The organism is Nocardioides sp., assembly GCF_004803405.1.
Classification (GTDB): domain Bacteria; phylum Actinomycetota; class Actinomycetes; order Propionibacteriales; family Nocardioidaceae; genus Nocardioides; species Nocardioides vastitatis.
Map to the genome: position 1 here is coordinate 1 of NZ_SSXI01000126.1, position 13,861 is coordinate 13,861.

Here is a 13,861-nt window from a genome sequence, read left to right on the forward strand (position 1 = left end):
CCCTCCGGCGGCTTCGGGGCCGTGCCCACCACCGCTGGCCTCCCGGTCGTGCGCAAGGGCGGCTACGACCGCGATGCCGTCGACGCCCAGATCCGCCAGCTCGCCAGCGAGAAGGCGACACTGGGCGCCAGCCTCACCGAGTCCGAGCAGCGGGTGATCGAGCTCGAGCAGGAGGTCGCACGGCTCAGGGAGCAGGTCGCCGAGGCGGCCAACCCGTCGTACGCCGGCCTGGGTGGCCGTGCCAGCGCCATGCTGCGGCTCGCAGAGGAGGAGGCCTCCGAGATCCGGGCGACCGCTGAAGCGGACGCGGCCGAGATCCGCGAGCAGGCCACCCGTGATGCCAAGGCGATCCGCTCCGAGGCCAGCCGTGAGGCCGACGACATGCGTGCCGTGCAGCTGCGCGAGCTCGAGGAGAACCGCACCCGACTGCTCGGCGACGCCGAGCAGGAGAGGTCGATGGCCCAGAGCGAGGCCGCCGACCTGCTTGCCGCCGCGCGCCGCGAGGCGGACCAGCTGAGGCTGGCCGCCCAGCAGGAGACCACCGAGGCGCGCAGCCAGGCGCAGCGCGAGGTCGAGCAGGCCCGCGCCGCGGCCGACCGCGAGGTCCAGGAGGCCCGCCGCGCGCTGGCTGTGGAGAAGGAGCGTCTCGCTCGCGAGGCCACCGACCACCACAACAGCGCCGTCGCGGAGACCCGCCGACTGGTCGAGGAGGCCGAGCAGCGGGCTGCCGCAGCCGAGGCGCGTGCCGCCGAGGCCAGCAAGCAGGCTGCGGAGAACCGCGCGGCTGCGCAGACCGAGTCCGAGGCCGTGCTGACCCGGGCCCGTCGTGAGGCGGAGCAGATCCTGGTCTCGGCCCGGACGCAGGCGGAGGCGATCACCGCCTCCGGCGACGCCGAGGTGCAGCGTGAGGTCGCCGCGCGACGGGCCGAGCTCGACCGCCTCACCAAGCGTCGCGACGCGATCACCGCCCAGCTCTCCTCCCTTGCCGAGCTCGTCGCGGGCTTCGGTGAGGACGAGAGTTGAGACCGGAGTCCCGGCACGGGTCCGTGGCTGACGACGAGTCCGCGGCCCTCGACGAGACCTCGGCCGACGGGGCACCGGACCCTCTCGCGGCTGGCGAGGACGAGCTCGCAGCGAGCGCGCCGACGTACGGCGATCCGGGTGCGCCGTTCGACCGGCGGTCGCCGTTCTTCTTCGGCTTCGTCGCCGCCCTGGGGGCGCTGATCGCCTACTGGCTGTTCCAGGCGCTGCTGGGCATCAGCTCGGTGCTGATGCTGGTGCTGGTGGCGTTCTTCCTCGCGGCCGGACTGAACCCGTCGGTGGAGTTCCTCGAGCGGCGCGGACTGCGCAGGTCGCTCGCCGTCACGGTCGTAATCATCGCCGCACTGGGGACGGTGGCGCTGTTCGTGGTCGCGATCGTCCCGGTGATCACCGACCAGATCGCCGCGATCACCAGCAACGCACCGATGTGGCTGGACCAGCTCCAGGAGAACCAGCGGATCCAGGCCCTCAACCGCGAGTACGACGTCATCGACAAGATCAAGGCCTTCGTCACCGACGGGGACTTCGTCTCCACGCTCTTCGGCGGTGCGCTGGGCTTCGGGCTGAAGGTCATCTCGGCGCTGTTCAACCTGTTCGTGGTCGTGGTGCTGACGCTCTACTTCCTGGCGTCGCTCAAGACCACGACCGGCGCGATCTACAAGCTGGCGCCGGCCTCGCGGCGGGACCGGGTCGCGGCACTCGGCGACAAGGTGATCCACAACATCGGCGGCTACGTCTCGGGCGCCTTCGTCGTGGCGCTCTGCGCCGGCCTCACCTCGCTGGTCTTCCTGTGGTTCACCGAGGTGCGCGAGTACGCCGTCGCCCTGGCCTTCGTGGTCGCCGTGCTCGACGTGATCCCGATGATCGGCGCCACGATCGGCGCCGTGGTGGTCACCTCGATCGCGTTCGCCACGGACGTGAAGAGCGGCATCGCCTGCCTGATCTTCTACATCGTCTACCAGCAGGTCGAGAACTACGTGATCTACCCGCGGGTGATGAGCAAGTCCGTCGACCTCCCGGGAGCGGTGATCGTCATCGCCGCGCTGGTCGGCGCCAGCCTGCTCGGCGTGATCGGCGCACTGCTCGCGATCCCGGTGGCAGCGGCGATCCTGCTGGTGATCCGCGAGGTCGTGGTCAGACGGCAGGACCTGCGCTAACAGGTCAGATGACGACCGGCTCCTCGCGGACCACGGTCCGCTCTCCGAGCTTGACGCCCACCACTCCCAGCAGGATCAGCGCGCCGCCGGCGAACTGCACCGCCGACGGCAGCTCGCCCAGGAGGGCCCAGGCCCACACCACCGCGAGCACCACCTCGGACAGGGCGACGAACGACGCCAACCGCGACCCGAGGCGCCGGCTGGCCGCGATCCCCGTCGTGTAGGCCAGCGCCGCCGTCACCAGGCCGAGGAGCAGCAGCGGCACCCACACATCGACGTCCACGTCCGCGTACGCGATCTGGGCGTCGGCCGCGTCGAGCGGCATCAGCCCCACCAGGCCCAGCACGCCGAGCAGCACTCCCCCGACGACCAGGCCGCCGGCCGCCAGCGCGATCGGCGGAAGGCCGCTGCGCTCGTCGGCTGAGATCACGAAGTACGCCGCCGCGCCGACCATCGCCGCCAGCGCCCACGCGGCGCCGACGACGTCGAAGTCCGCGCCGGAGAAGAGATCCAGGACCAGGAGCAGTCCGAGGGCCGCGACGGTGGCCCCGGCCACCGTCACCCGGCCCGGACGCTGGCCGTGGAGCAGCCACATCCACATCACGACGGCCGCCGGAGCCGTGTACTCGATCAGCAGCGCCGGGCCGACCTGCATCGTCTGCACGGCGCTGAAATAGCAGAACTGCGCGCCGGCCACGGCCAGGGCGCCGTACAGGACGACGGTCGGCGCGCTGCGGCGCAGCGTTCCCCACCGACCCCGGAGGGCGACGATCCCGAAGGGAAGGACGACGACCGCGCCGATCGCGATCCGCAGCAGCACCACGGCACCGGCGCTCCAGCCGGACTCGAGCAGTGGCCGGGCGAGGGCCCCGGAGAGCCCGAAGGCGGTCGCCGACGTGAGCGCGAACGCCAGGCCCGGAGCGGTCCGCGACACCGAGGCCAAGCCTATGTCACGAGTCATCGTCGTCATGGTTGATGACACTACGAAGCGACCATGTAATCTGTCAACGTGATTTTCGCTCATGACACCGAGATGGCACTCCAGGCCGCGGTGGCACTGGTCAACTCGGCCGAGGAGCCGGAGACCCTCCAGACTGTCGCGGACCTCGACGCCTTCCTGCGGCGCTTCGGCTACACCGGTCGCCACGACCGGGACGAGGCCGAGCTGGAGTCCGTACGACGCGTGCGTCCCCGGCTTCGTGGGCTGCTGGCAGCCGACCGGGACGGCGCGGTCGAGGTCCTCAACGCGATGCTGGCCGAGGCGCGGGCGGTCCCCCGACTGGTGCGCCACGACGAGATGGACTGGCACGTGCACGCGGTGGCGGACGACCGACCGCTCGCCGAGCGGATCCTGGTGGAGACGGCCATGGCGATGATCGACGTGGTCCGCGCCGACGAGATGTCCCGCCTGGGCGTCTGCGCCGACCCCGACTGCGACGGCCTCGTGCTCGACCTCTCACGCAACCGGTCCCGCCGGTTCTGCTCGACGACGTGCGGCAACCGGGCCGCTGTCGCCGCCTACCGGGCACGCCAGGCCTCTCGCTAGGCCCGCAGCGGGCCAGGTGACCCCAACCCCGACTCAGTCGTCCAGGAACCTGCGGAGCACCTCGACGAAGACGTCCGGGCGCTCGGAGTGCAGCCAATGGCCGGCGTCCTTGATCGTCACCTTGCGGTTGCGCGGGAACCAGCGGTCCATCGCGGCGTCGTACTCCGGCTTCACGTACTCCGACCGCTCGCCGGCGAGCCACAGCACCCGACCCTCGTACGGCGCCACGCCGGCCAACTGCTCCTCGGGCCAGGTGCCGAGGACCGCCAGGTCGCGCTCGAGCACGTCGAGGTTGACCTGCCAGCGCCACCCGGAGCCCTCGCGGCGGAGGTTCTGCAGCAGGAAGGACCGGACCGTGGTGTTGGGGACCGCGGGCTGCAGGAGCCGGTCGGCGTCCGAGCGGTGCTCCACCGCGGACAGGTCGAGCGCGCTCATCGCCTGCATGTAGCCGGCGAACTCGCTCCCGGTCGCGTAGGTCACCGGCGAGATGTCGGCCACGCAGAGCCGACTGACGCGCTCGGGGTGCAGCAGCGCGAGCACCATCGCCACCTTGCCGCCGAGGGAGTGTCCGACCAGGGTGACCGGTTCGCCCTCCGGCAGCACGTCGACCACCTGAGCCGCGGTCTCCACGAAGTCGAAGCGCTCCGGCCACGACGAGCGACCGTGGTGCGGCAGGTCGACGAGCTGGACACGGTGCTGCTCGGCGATCTGCTTGGCGACCGTGGTCCAGTTCTTGCCCTGGCCGAAGAGGCCGTGCAGGAAGACCACACGGCTCCCGGAAGTGCCGAGAGCCGTGTGGTGAAGCGTCACGGCAGGACCTTAGCGGGACCGGCCGTCGGTGTGGTCATCAGGAATAGTCGTGGAAGCCCTTGCCGGTCTTGCGGCCGAGCTCTCCGGCGGCGACCTTCGCCTCGAGCGTGGCGGCCGGCGCGAAACCCGGCTCGCCGAACTCTCCGTGGAGCTCCTTCTGGATCGCCAGCGACACGTCGTTGCCGACCACGTCGAGCAGCTCGAAGGGACCCATCGGGAAGCCCGCGGTCTCCTTGACCGCCGCGTCGATGACGGTCATCTCGACGCCGGTCTCGTGCAGCTTGATCGCGTCGTTGAGGTAGGGGAAGAGCAGGAGGTTCACGATGAACCCGGAGCGGTCGCCCGCCGAGACAGCGATCTTGCCGACGTTGGCTGTGAGCGCCCTGGTGGTCTCGGCCACGTCCTCGGCGGTGGCGTCGGTGGTGATCACCTCGACCAGCTTCATGACCGGCGCGGGATTGAAGAAGTGCATGCCGATGACCGACTCGGGACGGCCGGTCGCCTCGCCGAGCTTGGTCACGGGTAGCGAGGAGGTGGTGGTCGCGAGGATGGCACCCGGCTTGGCGATCCGGTCGAGGTCACCGAACAGCTCGAGCTTGACCTCGAGGTCCTCGGCGATCGCCTCGACGACGATGTCGACGTCGCCGAGCGCCTCGCGCTCGGTCGAGCCGGTGAGGCGACCGAGCAGGTTCGCCTTCTCGTCCTCGGTGCCACGGCCCTTCGCGATGGCGCGGTCGAGGTTCTTGGTGATGTAGCCGTAGACGCCGTCGAGCTTCTCCTGGCTGCGACCCACGAACACCACGTCGTACCCGGCCTGGGCGAAGACCTGGACGATCCCGGAGGCCATGGTGCCGGTGCCGACGACGCCGACCCTCGCGATGTCCTGCTTGAACTCGGGCGCCGGTGCCTGGCCGGCGGCGGCTGCCTCGTCGGCGAACGTGCGGCCGTCGGTGGCCATCTTCTCGAGCAGCTCGGCCGGCCGGTGGAGGTTGTCGCCGGTGTCGGCGTAGCGCGCGGCGAGCAGGTCGCGCACGGCCGCGACACCGAGCTCGTCCACGGTCGTCAGCGGGCCCTTGGGATAACCGCAGCCGAACCGCATCGCGGCGTCGATGTCCGTCACCGAGGCGTAGCCCGACTCGTAGGTGCGCACGGCATGGTTGAGGTACGGCAGCACCAGCGTGTTGAAGATCTGCTCGCTCGAAATCATGGCTGGAAGTGTGTCAGCCCTCGTCAGCGATTACTACCGCTGAGTAACGAGACGGACCTCACTCGCACGTCGCCGGCGCCTGCGCTCGGACCGGCCGGTCACGGTAGCCTCGCCCGCTGTGAGACTCGTGGTGGCCCGGTGCCAGGTGGACTATGCAGGCCGACTGACCGCACATCTCCCGATGGCGACCCGCGTGCTCATGATCAAGGCCGACGGATCCGTGCTGGTGCACTCCGACGGCGGCTCCTACAAGCCGCTGAACTGGATGTCGCCGCCGTGCACGGTCCGGGAGACGATCATCGAGGACGACGGCGTCGAGCGGGTCGAGTGGACGGTGACGGCGAAGGCGGCCAAGGGCGCCACTCCGGACACCCTGCGGATCCTGATCGAGGAGATCCACCACGATTCCAACCACGAGCTCGGCGTCGACCCCGGCCTGCAGAAGGACGGGGTCGAGAAGCACCTCCAGGAGCTGCTCGCGGAGCACCCGGGCGCGCTGCTCCCCGGACTGACCCTGGTCCGGAGGGAGTTCCCCACCGCGATCGGTCCGGTCGACCTGATGTGCCGCGACTCCGACGGCGCGAGCGTCGCGGTGGAGATCAAGCGCAGAGGGGAGATCGACGGTGTCGAGCAGCTGACCCGCTACCTGGAGCTGCTCAACCGCGACCCGCTGCTGGCGCCGGTGCGGGGGATCTTCGCCGCGCAGGAGATCAAGCCGCAGGCGCGCGTCCTGGCCGGGGACCGCGGCATCGCCTGCGCAGTGGTCGACTACGACGCCCTGCGCGGGCTCGACGACCCCACCGACCGGCTCTTCTGAGCCCTGGCGTACGGCGATGGTCACCATCTTCCACATCGCGTTCGCCCGCGACTGGGCGGCCGCCCAGGAGGCGGGCGCCTACGTGATGTCCACCCGCGGCCGGACGCTCGCCGAGGAGGGCTTCATCCACTGCAGCCGCGGTGACCAGTGGCCGGCCGTGCGCGCGGCCTTCTACGGCGACGTCGACCCCGCGTCGGACCCACTGCTGCTGCTGCACATCGACACGACCCGGCTCGACGTACCGGTCGTCGAGGAGCCACCCGAGCCAGGATCGACCGAGGCATTCCCCCACATCTACGGGCCGCTGCCCCTCGACGCGGTGGTCCGGGCGGTCCCGCTGGACGCAGCAGCGGCAGCGCCCGCAGTGCGGTCGGAGAGCTTCTCGCGGCTCTTCTTCCGGGAGGTCGCGTTCAACGTCGCGATGGTCCTCGTGGTGATCGCGCTCGGCACCGCGGGCATCGCCCTCGGCGCCCTGGTGGAGGAGCGGATCGGACCCGGCATCGGCGGGATCGTCGGCGTCCTGGTCGGCGTCGCGTCCGCGGTGCGCCTCTACCGCAACCGACACCCGGGCCGACCCAGCGCGGCCTGATCGCGCAGGCTAGGCTCCGGCGACCCGGGGCGCGGTGGGGTCCGCCTCGTCGCCGTTCTGCTCGCGGGCGACGTACTCCTCGATGTCGTTGAGGTCGTTCTTGCTGCGGGTGACCACGGCCAGCAGGTCGCTCATCGTGGCGACCTCCTCGACCTGCTCCTTGATGAACCACTGCATGAACTGCTCGGAGGCGTAGTCACCCTCCTCGCGCGCGATCTTGAGCAGGTCGTTGATCTGCGAGGTCACCTTCCGCTCCTGCTCGAACGCCAGCGCGATCGGTGCCACCACGTCCTCGAAGGTCGAGACCGGGGCCTCGACGGCCGGGATCTCCACGGCGGCGTCGGTGTCGAGGAGGTACTGCACCATCATCATCGCGTGCGAGCGCTCCTCGAGCGCCTGGCCGTAGAAGAAGGCCGCCATCTGCGGCATCGTCAACGCGTCGTAGTAGACGGCGCAGGCGAGGTACTGGTTGTGCGCGGCGAACTCGTTGCCGATCTGGACGTTGAGCTGATCGGTGAAGCGGGTGGCAGCCATGGGCGGCAGCCTAGTCGTCCCTCACGCGGCCTTCTGCAGGGCCTTCTTCTTGACCTTCTTGCCGTCCGCGCGCACCAGGACCCGCTTCTTCACGGTGTAGCCGTCGGGGAGCGTGCCCTCTTTGAGCATGCGGATGGGGCAGCGGGCGCAGCGCGTCTTCGAGACGCAGCACTTCGTCTTGGGGAGCTTGCGCACCTTCCCCTTCGACTTCTTCGACTTGCCCATGCGCGGCACCCTAACAGTTGAGGATAGGCACGCCTAACCGATGTGACGACGATCGCGCGGACTCGGCCGCGGCCAGCGTCGCAGTCGCTAGGGTGCCGAGGTGATCGAGATCTGGCTGAATCCCTCCTGCTCCAAGTGCCGCGTCGCGCAGCGAGAGCTAAAGGCGTCGGGCGTCGCCTACACGGTCCGGCGGTATCTCGACCAGCCGCCGAGCGTCTCCGAGATCGAGGACGTCCTCCGTCGTCTGGGCCTCGAGCCCTGGGACCTCGCGCGAACGACCGACGCGAAGAGGCTGGGCCTCACCCTGCCCGCCAGGGACGCCTCCGAGCGGAAGGCCTGGACCCACCTGATGAGCGAGAACCCGAGGCTGATCCAGCGGCCGATCCTGACCGCGTCCGACGGCACGACCGTGGTCGGCCGCGACGCCGAGTCGCTTGCCCGGGTGATCGACGCCGGGTGATCGACGCCCGTCGATCGACGCCGGGTCGGCGGGTGCGCCGGGAGGTCCCCAAGTCTGCCCGTTGGGTCATTCCCCGAGCGGGACGAGCCGTGAAGGATCGGCCGCGACGGAGCAACGCCGAACCGACGGGATGACGAGGTGGCCGAGCGGATCTGTCGGACATGTGGCACGCCGGAGAACGGTGCGGCGGCGTTCTGTCATGTCTGCGACACCTACCTCGGCTGGACCCTCAACATCGACATCCCGACCCCGACCGCCGACCCGCCTCCTCCTCCGCCACCGCCACCACCGCCGGGGCCGTCGCGCGACCGGTCCGTCGATCCGCGGCCGGACCCTCCGCGTCCCGACCGCGTGCTGGCCCCGGTGGCATCGCTGAAGCAGACCGAGGTCGTCGTCACGGCCAGCTCCCCCGGCAGGTTCGAGCTCTCCCTGAAGAACGACTCGACGATCGTGGACTCCTACGTCATCGACCTCGCCGACCCTCCGGCCTGGCTCGCCCTGACCCACTCCGAGACGAACCTGCTGCCGGCCACGGTGCGCACCGTGGAGGTCGCCCTGGCCGTGCGCCCCGGCATCCTCGCCGTGGCCCAGCGGACGACGGTTCCGATCATGATTCGGTCATCGGTCGAGCCGTCCCGCGCGACCCCGCTCCAGATCGACGTCGTCGTGCCGCGGTTCGGCCCGCCGGCGACCCTGGTCGCCCAGCCCAACCTGATCCGGCTCGCGGATGTCACCGACGGCGCCTTCCAGCTCCAGCTCGACAACCGAGCCGCCAACTTCGCGCGCCGCTACGAGCTGGCGGCGACCGACCCCGAGGGCGTGGTCCAGGCGAGGTTCGCGCCGCCGGTCGTCGACGTCCCCGCGGGAGGCCTCGCGCAGGCGGCGGTCCGGTTCACCGCTCCCCCACCGCCACCGGGCAAGGAGCTCTCCCGCCAGCTCACCGTCACGGGGACCGACGCCGAGGGCCCGATCTCGGTCTCTGTGACCCTCGCCCAGTACGCCTCACCGCCGCCGGAGAGCCTTCCCGTCCGGCTCCGGCTCGAGCCGACGACGATCTCGATGGTCGACACCGGGACGGCGGCCGTGAACGTGGTGGTCGACAACCGGGGCGGGCACCAGCAGGTCAAGCTCAACCTGAGTGGCAGGGACCCCGGCGGCCGGATCGGGTTCAGCTTCGACCACACGCGGGTCGCGGTCACCGCTAACAGCCTCGGGTACGTCCGTGTGGTCCTGGAGACGCAGCCCCCCGTGCGCGGGGCGTCCGCGACCAGGCCGTTCTCCGTGGTCGCCGTCGCCGACGACGGCCGTGAGGTCGAGGCCGCCGGGACCCTCGAGCTCTCGTCACGGCCGGATCCGATCGCCTCGGCGACCCTCCACGTCCACCCCGAGCATCTGCTGACCAAGGGGCGCAAGGGCAGCTACGCGGTCGATGTGGACAACCGGGCGGGGATCGAGCCGCTGCACGTCCGGCTGACCGCTGTCGACGAGTACGGCACGGCCCGACTCGGCCTCCAGCCTCCGGTCCTGCTGGTGCTGCCAGGCCAGGTGGCGCGGGCCGGCCTGGTGGTCGAGCATCCGCGGCCAGCGGGGGGAACCACCTCGTCCCGGAGGGTGCAGGTCAGCGCGACCTCGCAGACCGGCCGGATCGAGGCCGAGGCGACGTTCACGCAACAGTCGGAGAACCTTCGCCGTCTGTGGGCGGTCCTCATGGTGCTGCTCGGTGTCTGTGTCCTGCTGCCCGGTGTGGTCCTGTGGCTGAACGACCCGCAGCTCGACCCGAGCACCATCGAGGGCGTGGTCCGGCAGCTGGTCGACGACGCGCAGTCTCAGCGGAGGCCGGCCACCGGGAACGTGATGACAGCCGTCGCGGCAGCGTTCCTCCTGCTGCTCCTGCTGTGCACCGCGCTGATGCTGCTCGGCCTGACCGGCGGCGGCCGCATGGTGCGGTTCGCCGCCATCGTGGCGGCGGTCAGCGGCGTCGGCGTGCTGGTCGGCAGCGGAGCGGGCGTGGGGCTGCCGTTCGCGCTCGTGGGCGCCGTGATCGCCTTCGCCGGCGGGGTGATGCTCCGGCGGTGAGCCCGCTGCCGAGTTGCGGTGACGCAGTCCGGTGCGCCGGTCCGGGGCATCAGTCCAGGGCGTCAGTCCAGGTCGTTGGCCCTGCGGATCACCTGCACGATGCCGCCCATGATCTCGGTGAGCCCGAAGTCCTTGGGCGTGTACACCGCGGCCACGCCCAGCTCGTGGAGTCGCCTGCCGTCGGAGTCGGGGATGATGCCGCCGACGATCACCGGGACCTCACCCATGCCGGCCTCCCTGAGGCCGTCGAGCACGGCCGGCACCAGCTCCATGTGCGACCCGGAGAGGATCGACAGGCCCACGCAGTGCACGTCCTCGGCCACGGCGGCGGCGACGATCTGCTCGGGGGTGAGCCGGATGCCCTGGTAGATCACCTCGAAGCCGGCGTCACGGGCACGTACGGCGACCTGCTCGGCGCCGTTGGAGTGGCCGTCGAGACCCGGCTTGCCGACGAGCAGTCGCAGCCGACTTCCCTCGCCGCCGAGCTCCTCGGCGGTCTTCCGGACGGCCTCGCGGACCGCGGTCAGCTCCGCTCCGGCCTCGGCGACGCCCACGGCACCGGCGACACCGGTCGGGGCACGGAACTCGCCGAACACCTCGCGCAGCGTTCCGGCCCACTCCCCGGTGGTGGCGCCCGCGCGCGCGGCGGCGAGCGTGGCACCCATCAGGTTCGCGCCCGACTTGGCGTCCTCGGCGAGCCGGGTGAGGGCGGCGTCGACCTCGGCCTGGTCCCGCTGAACCTTCCACGCCTCCACCGACGCGATGGCCGACTCCTCGGCCAACGGGTCCGCGGTCATGATCGCCTCGTCGAGGTTCGCCGTCAGCGGGCTGGGCTCGGTGGTCTCGAACCTGTTCACGCCGACGATGATCTCCTCCCCCGCCTCGATCCGCCCGCGACGGACGGCGTGGGCCGAGACCAGCTCCTGCTTCATGTAGCCGGAGTCGACCGCGGCGATCGCGCCGCCCATGGCCTGGACCCGGTCGATCTCCGCTCGCGCGCCCTCGACGAGCTCGGCGACCTTCGCCTCGATCACGTGCGAGCCGTCGAAGATGTCCTCGTACTCCAGCAGGTCGGACTCGAAGGCCAGGACCTGCTGCAGGCGCAGCGACCACTGCTGGTCCCACGGGCGTGGGAGGCCGAGCGCCTCGTTCCACGCCGGGAGCTGGACCGCGCGGGCACGCGCCTTCTTCGACAGGGTCACGCCCAGCATCTCGAGCACGATCCGCTGGACGTTGTTCTCCGGCTGCGCCTCGGTCAGGCCCAGGCTGTTGACCTGCACGCCGTAGCGGAACCGGCGCATCTTCGGGTCCTGTACGCCATACCGCTCACGGGTGATCTCGTCCCACAGCTCGACGAACGCGCGCATCTTGCACGTCTCCTCGACGAACCGGACGCCCGCGTTGACGAAGAACGAGATCCGGCCCACGACCGTCTCGAAGTCCTCGTCGGAGACCTGGCCGGAGGCCTTCACCGTGTCCAGCACCGAGATCGCGGTGCACAGGGAGTACGCGAGCTCCTGGGTCGGCGTCGCGCCGGCCTCCTGCAGGTGGTAGCTGCAGATGTTGATCGGGTTCCACTTCGGGATGTAGTGGACGGTGTAGGCGATCATGTCGGCGATCAGCCGCAGGGAGTGCTCCGGCGGGAACACGTAGGTCCCGCGGGAGAGGTACTCCTTGATGATGTCGTTCTGGGTGGTGCCCGCGAGCTGCTGGGCGACCTCCTCCGGCGCCAGGTCAGGGTTCTGCTCCTCGGCGACGACCTGGTACATGGCCAGCAGCCACATCGCGGTGGCGTTGATCGTCATCGAGGTGTTCATCCCGGTGAGCGGGATCTGGTCGAAGAGCTTGCGCATCTCACCCAGGTGCGGCACCGGGACGCCGACCTTGCCGACCTCCCCGCGCGCGAGAGGGCTGTCCGGGTCGTAGCCGGTCTGGGTCGGAAGGTCGAACGCCACCGAGAGGCCGGTCTGGCCCTTGGCCAGGTTGGTGCGGTACAGCGCGTTGGACGCCTCCGCGGTCGAGTGCCCAGCGTAGGTCCGCATCACCCACGGACGGTCCTTCTCATGACTGGCGGGAGAAGTGGTCATAGAGCGAAGCGTAGGGCGATTGCTACTTGTTGGTAACACCCCGGACATGTGTGGTTGTGCACAGCGAACGGGCTTGACCTGGGCGCCGCCTATGCGGGGATGGGCTCCCGCTCGAGCTCGATGACGCGGATCAGGCGGGTCAGGTGGAGCATCCGCCGCACGGCCGGAGAGGCGCCGCGGAGCACCACCCGTACGCCGTACCGCTGCGCCTGGCGGCTGGCGGCCGCGAGGACCTTGAGGGCGGTCGGATCGGCCGAGAGGACGCTGCTGATGTCGACGACCACCTGGCCGTCGAGGGCCTCGTCGTGGACGCTGAGATGGTCGTAGAGCGCGGTGCGCACCTCGCCGGTGCTGCGCACGTCGAGGTCGCCGCCGAGGACCAGCACCGGCCCGTCGTGGCTGATCTCGACACAGGGCTTGCGGGCCGCGTCGCCGCGGCGTGACCTGCGATCCATCTGCGTCTCCCTCATGTGCCCTCCCCGATGTGGGTCGGCGCTCCGCGCCGATCCCTTCACCACCATGACGCTCAGATACCCCGATCGGTTGCACCTCACTCCGAGAAATTTCCGAGCGTGTCGCGCGCCGAGGACTCCCGGACGCCGGTTCCGGGCGGTTCACGTACGCTCCGAGTCATGGTCAACCTCACCCGCATCTACACGCGCACCGGCGACGCCGGAGAGACCCGCCTGGGCGACATGAGCGTGACGACCAAGACCGACCTGCGGCTCGAGGCCTATGCCGACGTGGACGAGGCGAACGCCCACATCGGCGTCGCCGTCGCCACCGGCGGGCTCGAGAGCGACGTGGTCGAGGTGCTCACCAGGGTGCAGAACGACCTCTTCGACGTGGGCGCCGACCTCTGCACGCCGGTGGTCGCGAAGCCGGAGTATCCCCCGCTGCGGATCGAGCAGGAGTACGTCGACCGTCTCGAGCAGTGGTGCGACCACTACAACGAGCAGGTCCCGAATCTCCGGTCGTTCATCCTCAACGGCGGCACCCCGGCGGCCGCCCAGCTCCACGTGGCGCGCACCGTCGTCCGGCGCGCGGAGCGGAAGGCGTGGGCGGCCTTCGCGGTGCACGGCGAGGTCATGAACAAGCTCGCGATCACCTATCTCAACCGGCTCTCCGACCTGCTGTTCATCCTCGCCCGGTACGCGAACCGTGAGCAGGGCGACGTGCTCTGGGTCCCCGGCGGCGAACGCGACGAGTGACCGGAGCCATGGCCGGGGGCCGAGCGAGCCGCGCCTCGAGGCCCGCCGTCGCGGGCCTGGCCCTGGTGATCGCACTGGGGCTGGCGGCGTGTGACCGGCCC

Annotated in this window: 15 protein-coding genes; 8 read left to right on the plus strand and 7 right to left on the minus strand. The window is 70.5% G+C overall.

The window, feature by feature from the left end:
• The coding region (locus E7Z54_RS09305) for a hypothetical protein (protein ID WP_206056102.1) at window positions 1–1,023 on the plus strand (1,023 nt) is incomplete at its 5' end.
• Between the two features lie 23 nt (window positions 1,024–1,046).
• Window positions 1,047–2,198, plus strand: a complete 1,152-nt coding sequence (locus E7Z54_RS09310; RefSeq protein ID WP_136433077.1) for an AI-2E family transporter — start codon at window positions 1,047–1,049, stop codon at window positions 2,196–2,198.
• A 4-nt stretch (window positions 2,199–2,202) separates the two neighbouring features.
• Here E7Z54_RS09310 and E7Z54_RS09315 read toward each other — a convergent pair whose 3' ends face one another.
• Window positions 2,203–3,159, minus strand: a complete 957-nt coding sequence (locus E7Z54_RS09315; RefSeq protein ID WP_206056103.1) for an EamA family transporter — start codon at window positions 3,157–3,159, stop codon at window positions 2,203–2,205.
• 48 nt (window positions 3,160–3,207) lie between these two features.
• Between E7Z54_RS09315 and E7Z54_RS09320 the strand changes: the two genes are divergently transcribed.
• Window positions 3,208–3,744 (plus strand): CGNR zinc finger domain-containing protein, encoded by a 537-nt coding sequence (locus tag E7Z54_RS09320; protein WP_136433080.1) that lies wholly within the window; start codon window positions 3,208–3,210, stop codon window positions 3,742–3,744.
• 33 nt (window positions 3,745–3,777) lie between these two features.
• Here E7Z54_RS09320 and E7Z54_RS09325 read toward each other — a convergent pair whose 3' ends face one another.
• Together E7Z54_RS09325 and E7Z54_RS09330 are read right to left on the minus strand one after the other, a co-directional pair.
• Window positions 3,778–4,554 carry an alpha/beta fold hydrolase gene (locus E7Z54_RS09325; protein ID WP_136433081.1) on the minus strand — a complete coding sequence of 259 codons (777 nt, stop codon included), beginning with the start codon at window positions 4,552–4,554 and terminating at the stop codon, window positions 3,778–3,780.
• 37 nt (window positions 4,555–4,591) lie between these two features.
• A complete protein-coding gene (locus E7Z54_RS09330) occupies window positions 4,592–5,761 on the minus strand; it encodes a 3-hydroxyacyl-CoA dehydrogenase NAD-binding domain-containing protein (protein WP_136433083.1) in 1,170 nt (389 codons plus the stop codon).
• 118 nt (window positions 5,762–5,879) lie between these two features.
• Here E7Z54_RS09330 and nucS point away from each other — a divergent pair, with 118 nt between their 5' ends.
• On the plus strand, window positions 5,880–6,578 hold the full coding sequence (gene nucS, locus E7Z54_RS09335) for an endonuclease NucS (protein WP_136433084.1): 699 nt from the start codon (window positions 5,880–5,882) through the stop codon (window positions 6,576–6,578).
• A gap of 16 nt (window positions 6,579–6,594) precedes the next feature.
• Window positions 6,595–7,167 (plus strand): DUF952 domain-containing protein, encoded by a 573-nt coding sequence (locus E7Z54_RS09340; protein WP_136433085.1) that lies wholly within the window; start codon window positions 6,595–6,597, stop codon window positions 7,165–7,167.
• A 9-nt stretch (window positions 7,168–7,176) separates the two neighbouring features.
• Here the strand turns inward: E7Z54_RS09340 and E7Z54_RS09345 are convergent, their stop codons facing one another.
• Together E7Z54_RS09345 and E7Z54_RS09350 are read right to left on the minus strand one after the other, a co-directional pair.
• Window positions 7,177–7,701: a ferritin gene (locus tag E7Z54_RS09345; protein WP_136433086.1), complete on the minus strand. Its 525-nt coding sequence runs from the start codon at window positions 7,699–7,701 to the stop codon at window positions 7,177–7,179.
• Between the two features lie 21 nt (window positions 7,702–7,722).
• A complete protein-coding gene (locus E7Z54_RS09350) occupies window positions 7,723–7,926 on the minus strand; it encodes a hypothetical protein (protein WP_136433087.1) in 204 nt (67 codons plus the stop codon).
• 100 nt (window positions 7,927–8,026) lie between these two features.
• Between E7Z54_RS09350 and E7Z54_RS09355 the strand changes: the two genes are divergently transcribed.
• Both E7Z54_RS09355 and E7Z54_RS09365 read left to right on the plus strand, forming a co-directional pair.
• Window positions 8,027–8,386 carry an arsenate reductase family protein gene (locus E7Z54_RS09355; RefSeq protein ID WP_240769598.1) on the plus strand — a complete coding sequence of 120 codons (360 nt, stop codon included), beginning with the start codon at window positions 8,027–8,029 and terminating at the stop codon, window positions 8,384–8,386.
• Window positions 8,387–8,524: 138 nt separating this feature from the next.
• The gene (locus tag E7Z54_RS09365; protein ID WP_168798248.1) at window positions 8,525–10,462 is read left to right on the plus strand and encodes a hypothetical protein; all 1,938 of its coding nucleotides are present in this window, start codon (window positions 8,525–8,527) and stop codon (window positions 10,460–10,462) included.
• Between the two features lie 62 nt (window positions 10,463–10,524).
• On the opposite strand, the gene E7Z54_RS09370 is transcribed toward E7Z54_RS09365, so the two are convergent.
• Window positions 10,525–12,549: a protein meaA gene (locus E7Z54_RS09370; RefSeq protein WP_136433090.1), complete on the minus strand. Its 2,025-nt coding sequence runs from the start codon at window positions 12,547–12,549 to the stop codon at window positions 10,525–10,527.
• A gap of 89 nt (window positions 12,550–12,638) precedes the next feature.
• A complete protein-coding gene (locus tag E7Z54_RS09375; RefSeq protein WP_240769599.1) occupies window positions 12,639–13,019 on the minus strand; it encodes an STAS domain-containing protein in 381 nt (126 codons plus the stop codon).
• Between the two features lie 162 nt (window positions 13,020–13,181).
• Here E7Z54_RS09375 and E7Z54_RS09380 point away from each other — a divergent pair, with 162 nt between their 5' ends.
• Complete coding sequence (locus E7Z54_RS09380) at window positions 13,182–13,760, plus strand: cob(I)yrinic acid a,c-diamide adenosyltransferase (protein WP_136433092.1); 579 nt, start codon at window positions 13,182–13,184, stop codon at window positions 13,758–13,760.
• Window positions 13,761–13,861 lie beyond the last annotated feature (101 nt).

Bases quoted from the DNA above. Each gene is read 5' to 3' on its own strand.
- E7Z54_RS09315 (WP_206056103.1), bottom strand. From the start codon at position 3,159: ATGACTCGTGACATAGGCTTGGCCTCGGTGTCGCGGACCGCTCCGGGC.
- E7Z54_RS09330 (WP_136433083.1), bottom strand. From the start codon at position 5,761: ATGATTTCGAGCGAGCAGATCTTCAACACGCTGGTGCTGCCGTACCTC.
- E7Z54_RS09375 (WP_240769599.1), bottom strand. From the start codon at position 13,019: ATGAGGGAGACGCAGATGGATCGCAGGTCACGCCGCGGCGACGCGGCC.
- E7Z54_RS09380 (WP_136433092.1), top strand. From the start codon at position 13,182: ATGGTCAACCTCACCCGCATCTACACGCGCACCGGCGACGCCGGAGAG.
- E7Z54_RS09340 (WP_136433085.1), top strand. From the start codon at position 6,595: ATGGTCACCATCTTCCACATCGCGTTCGCCCGCGACTGGGCGGCCGCC.
- E7Z54_RS09370 (WP_136433090.1), bottom strand. From the start codon at position 12,549: ATGACCACTTCTCCCGCCAGTCATGAGAAGGACCGTCCGTGGGTGATG.
- E7Z54_RS09345 (WP_136433086.1), bottom strand. From the start codon at position 7,701: ATGGCTGCCACCCGCTTCACCGATCAGCTCAACGTCCAGATCGGCAAC.
- E7Z54_RS09350 (WP_136433087.1), bottom strand. From the start codon at position 7,926: ATGGGCAAGTCGAAGAAGTCGAAGGGGAAGGTGCGCAAGCTCCCCAAG.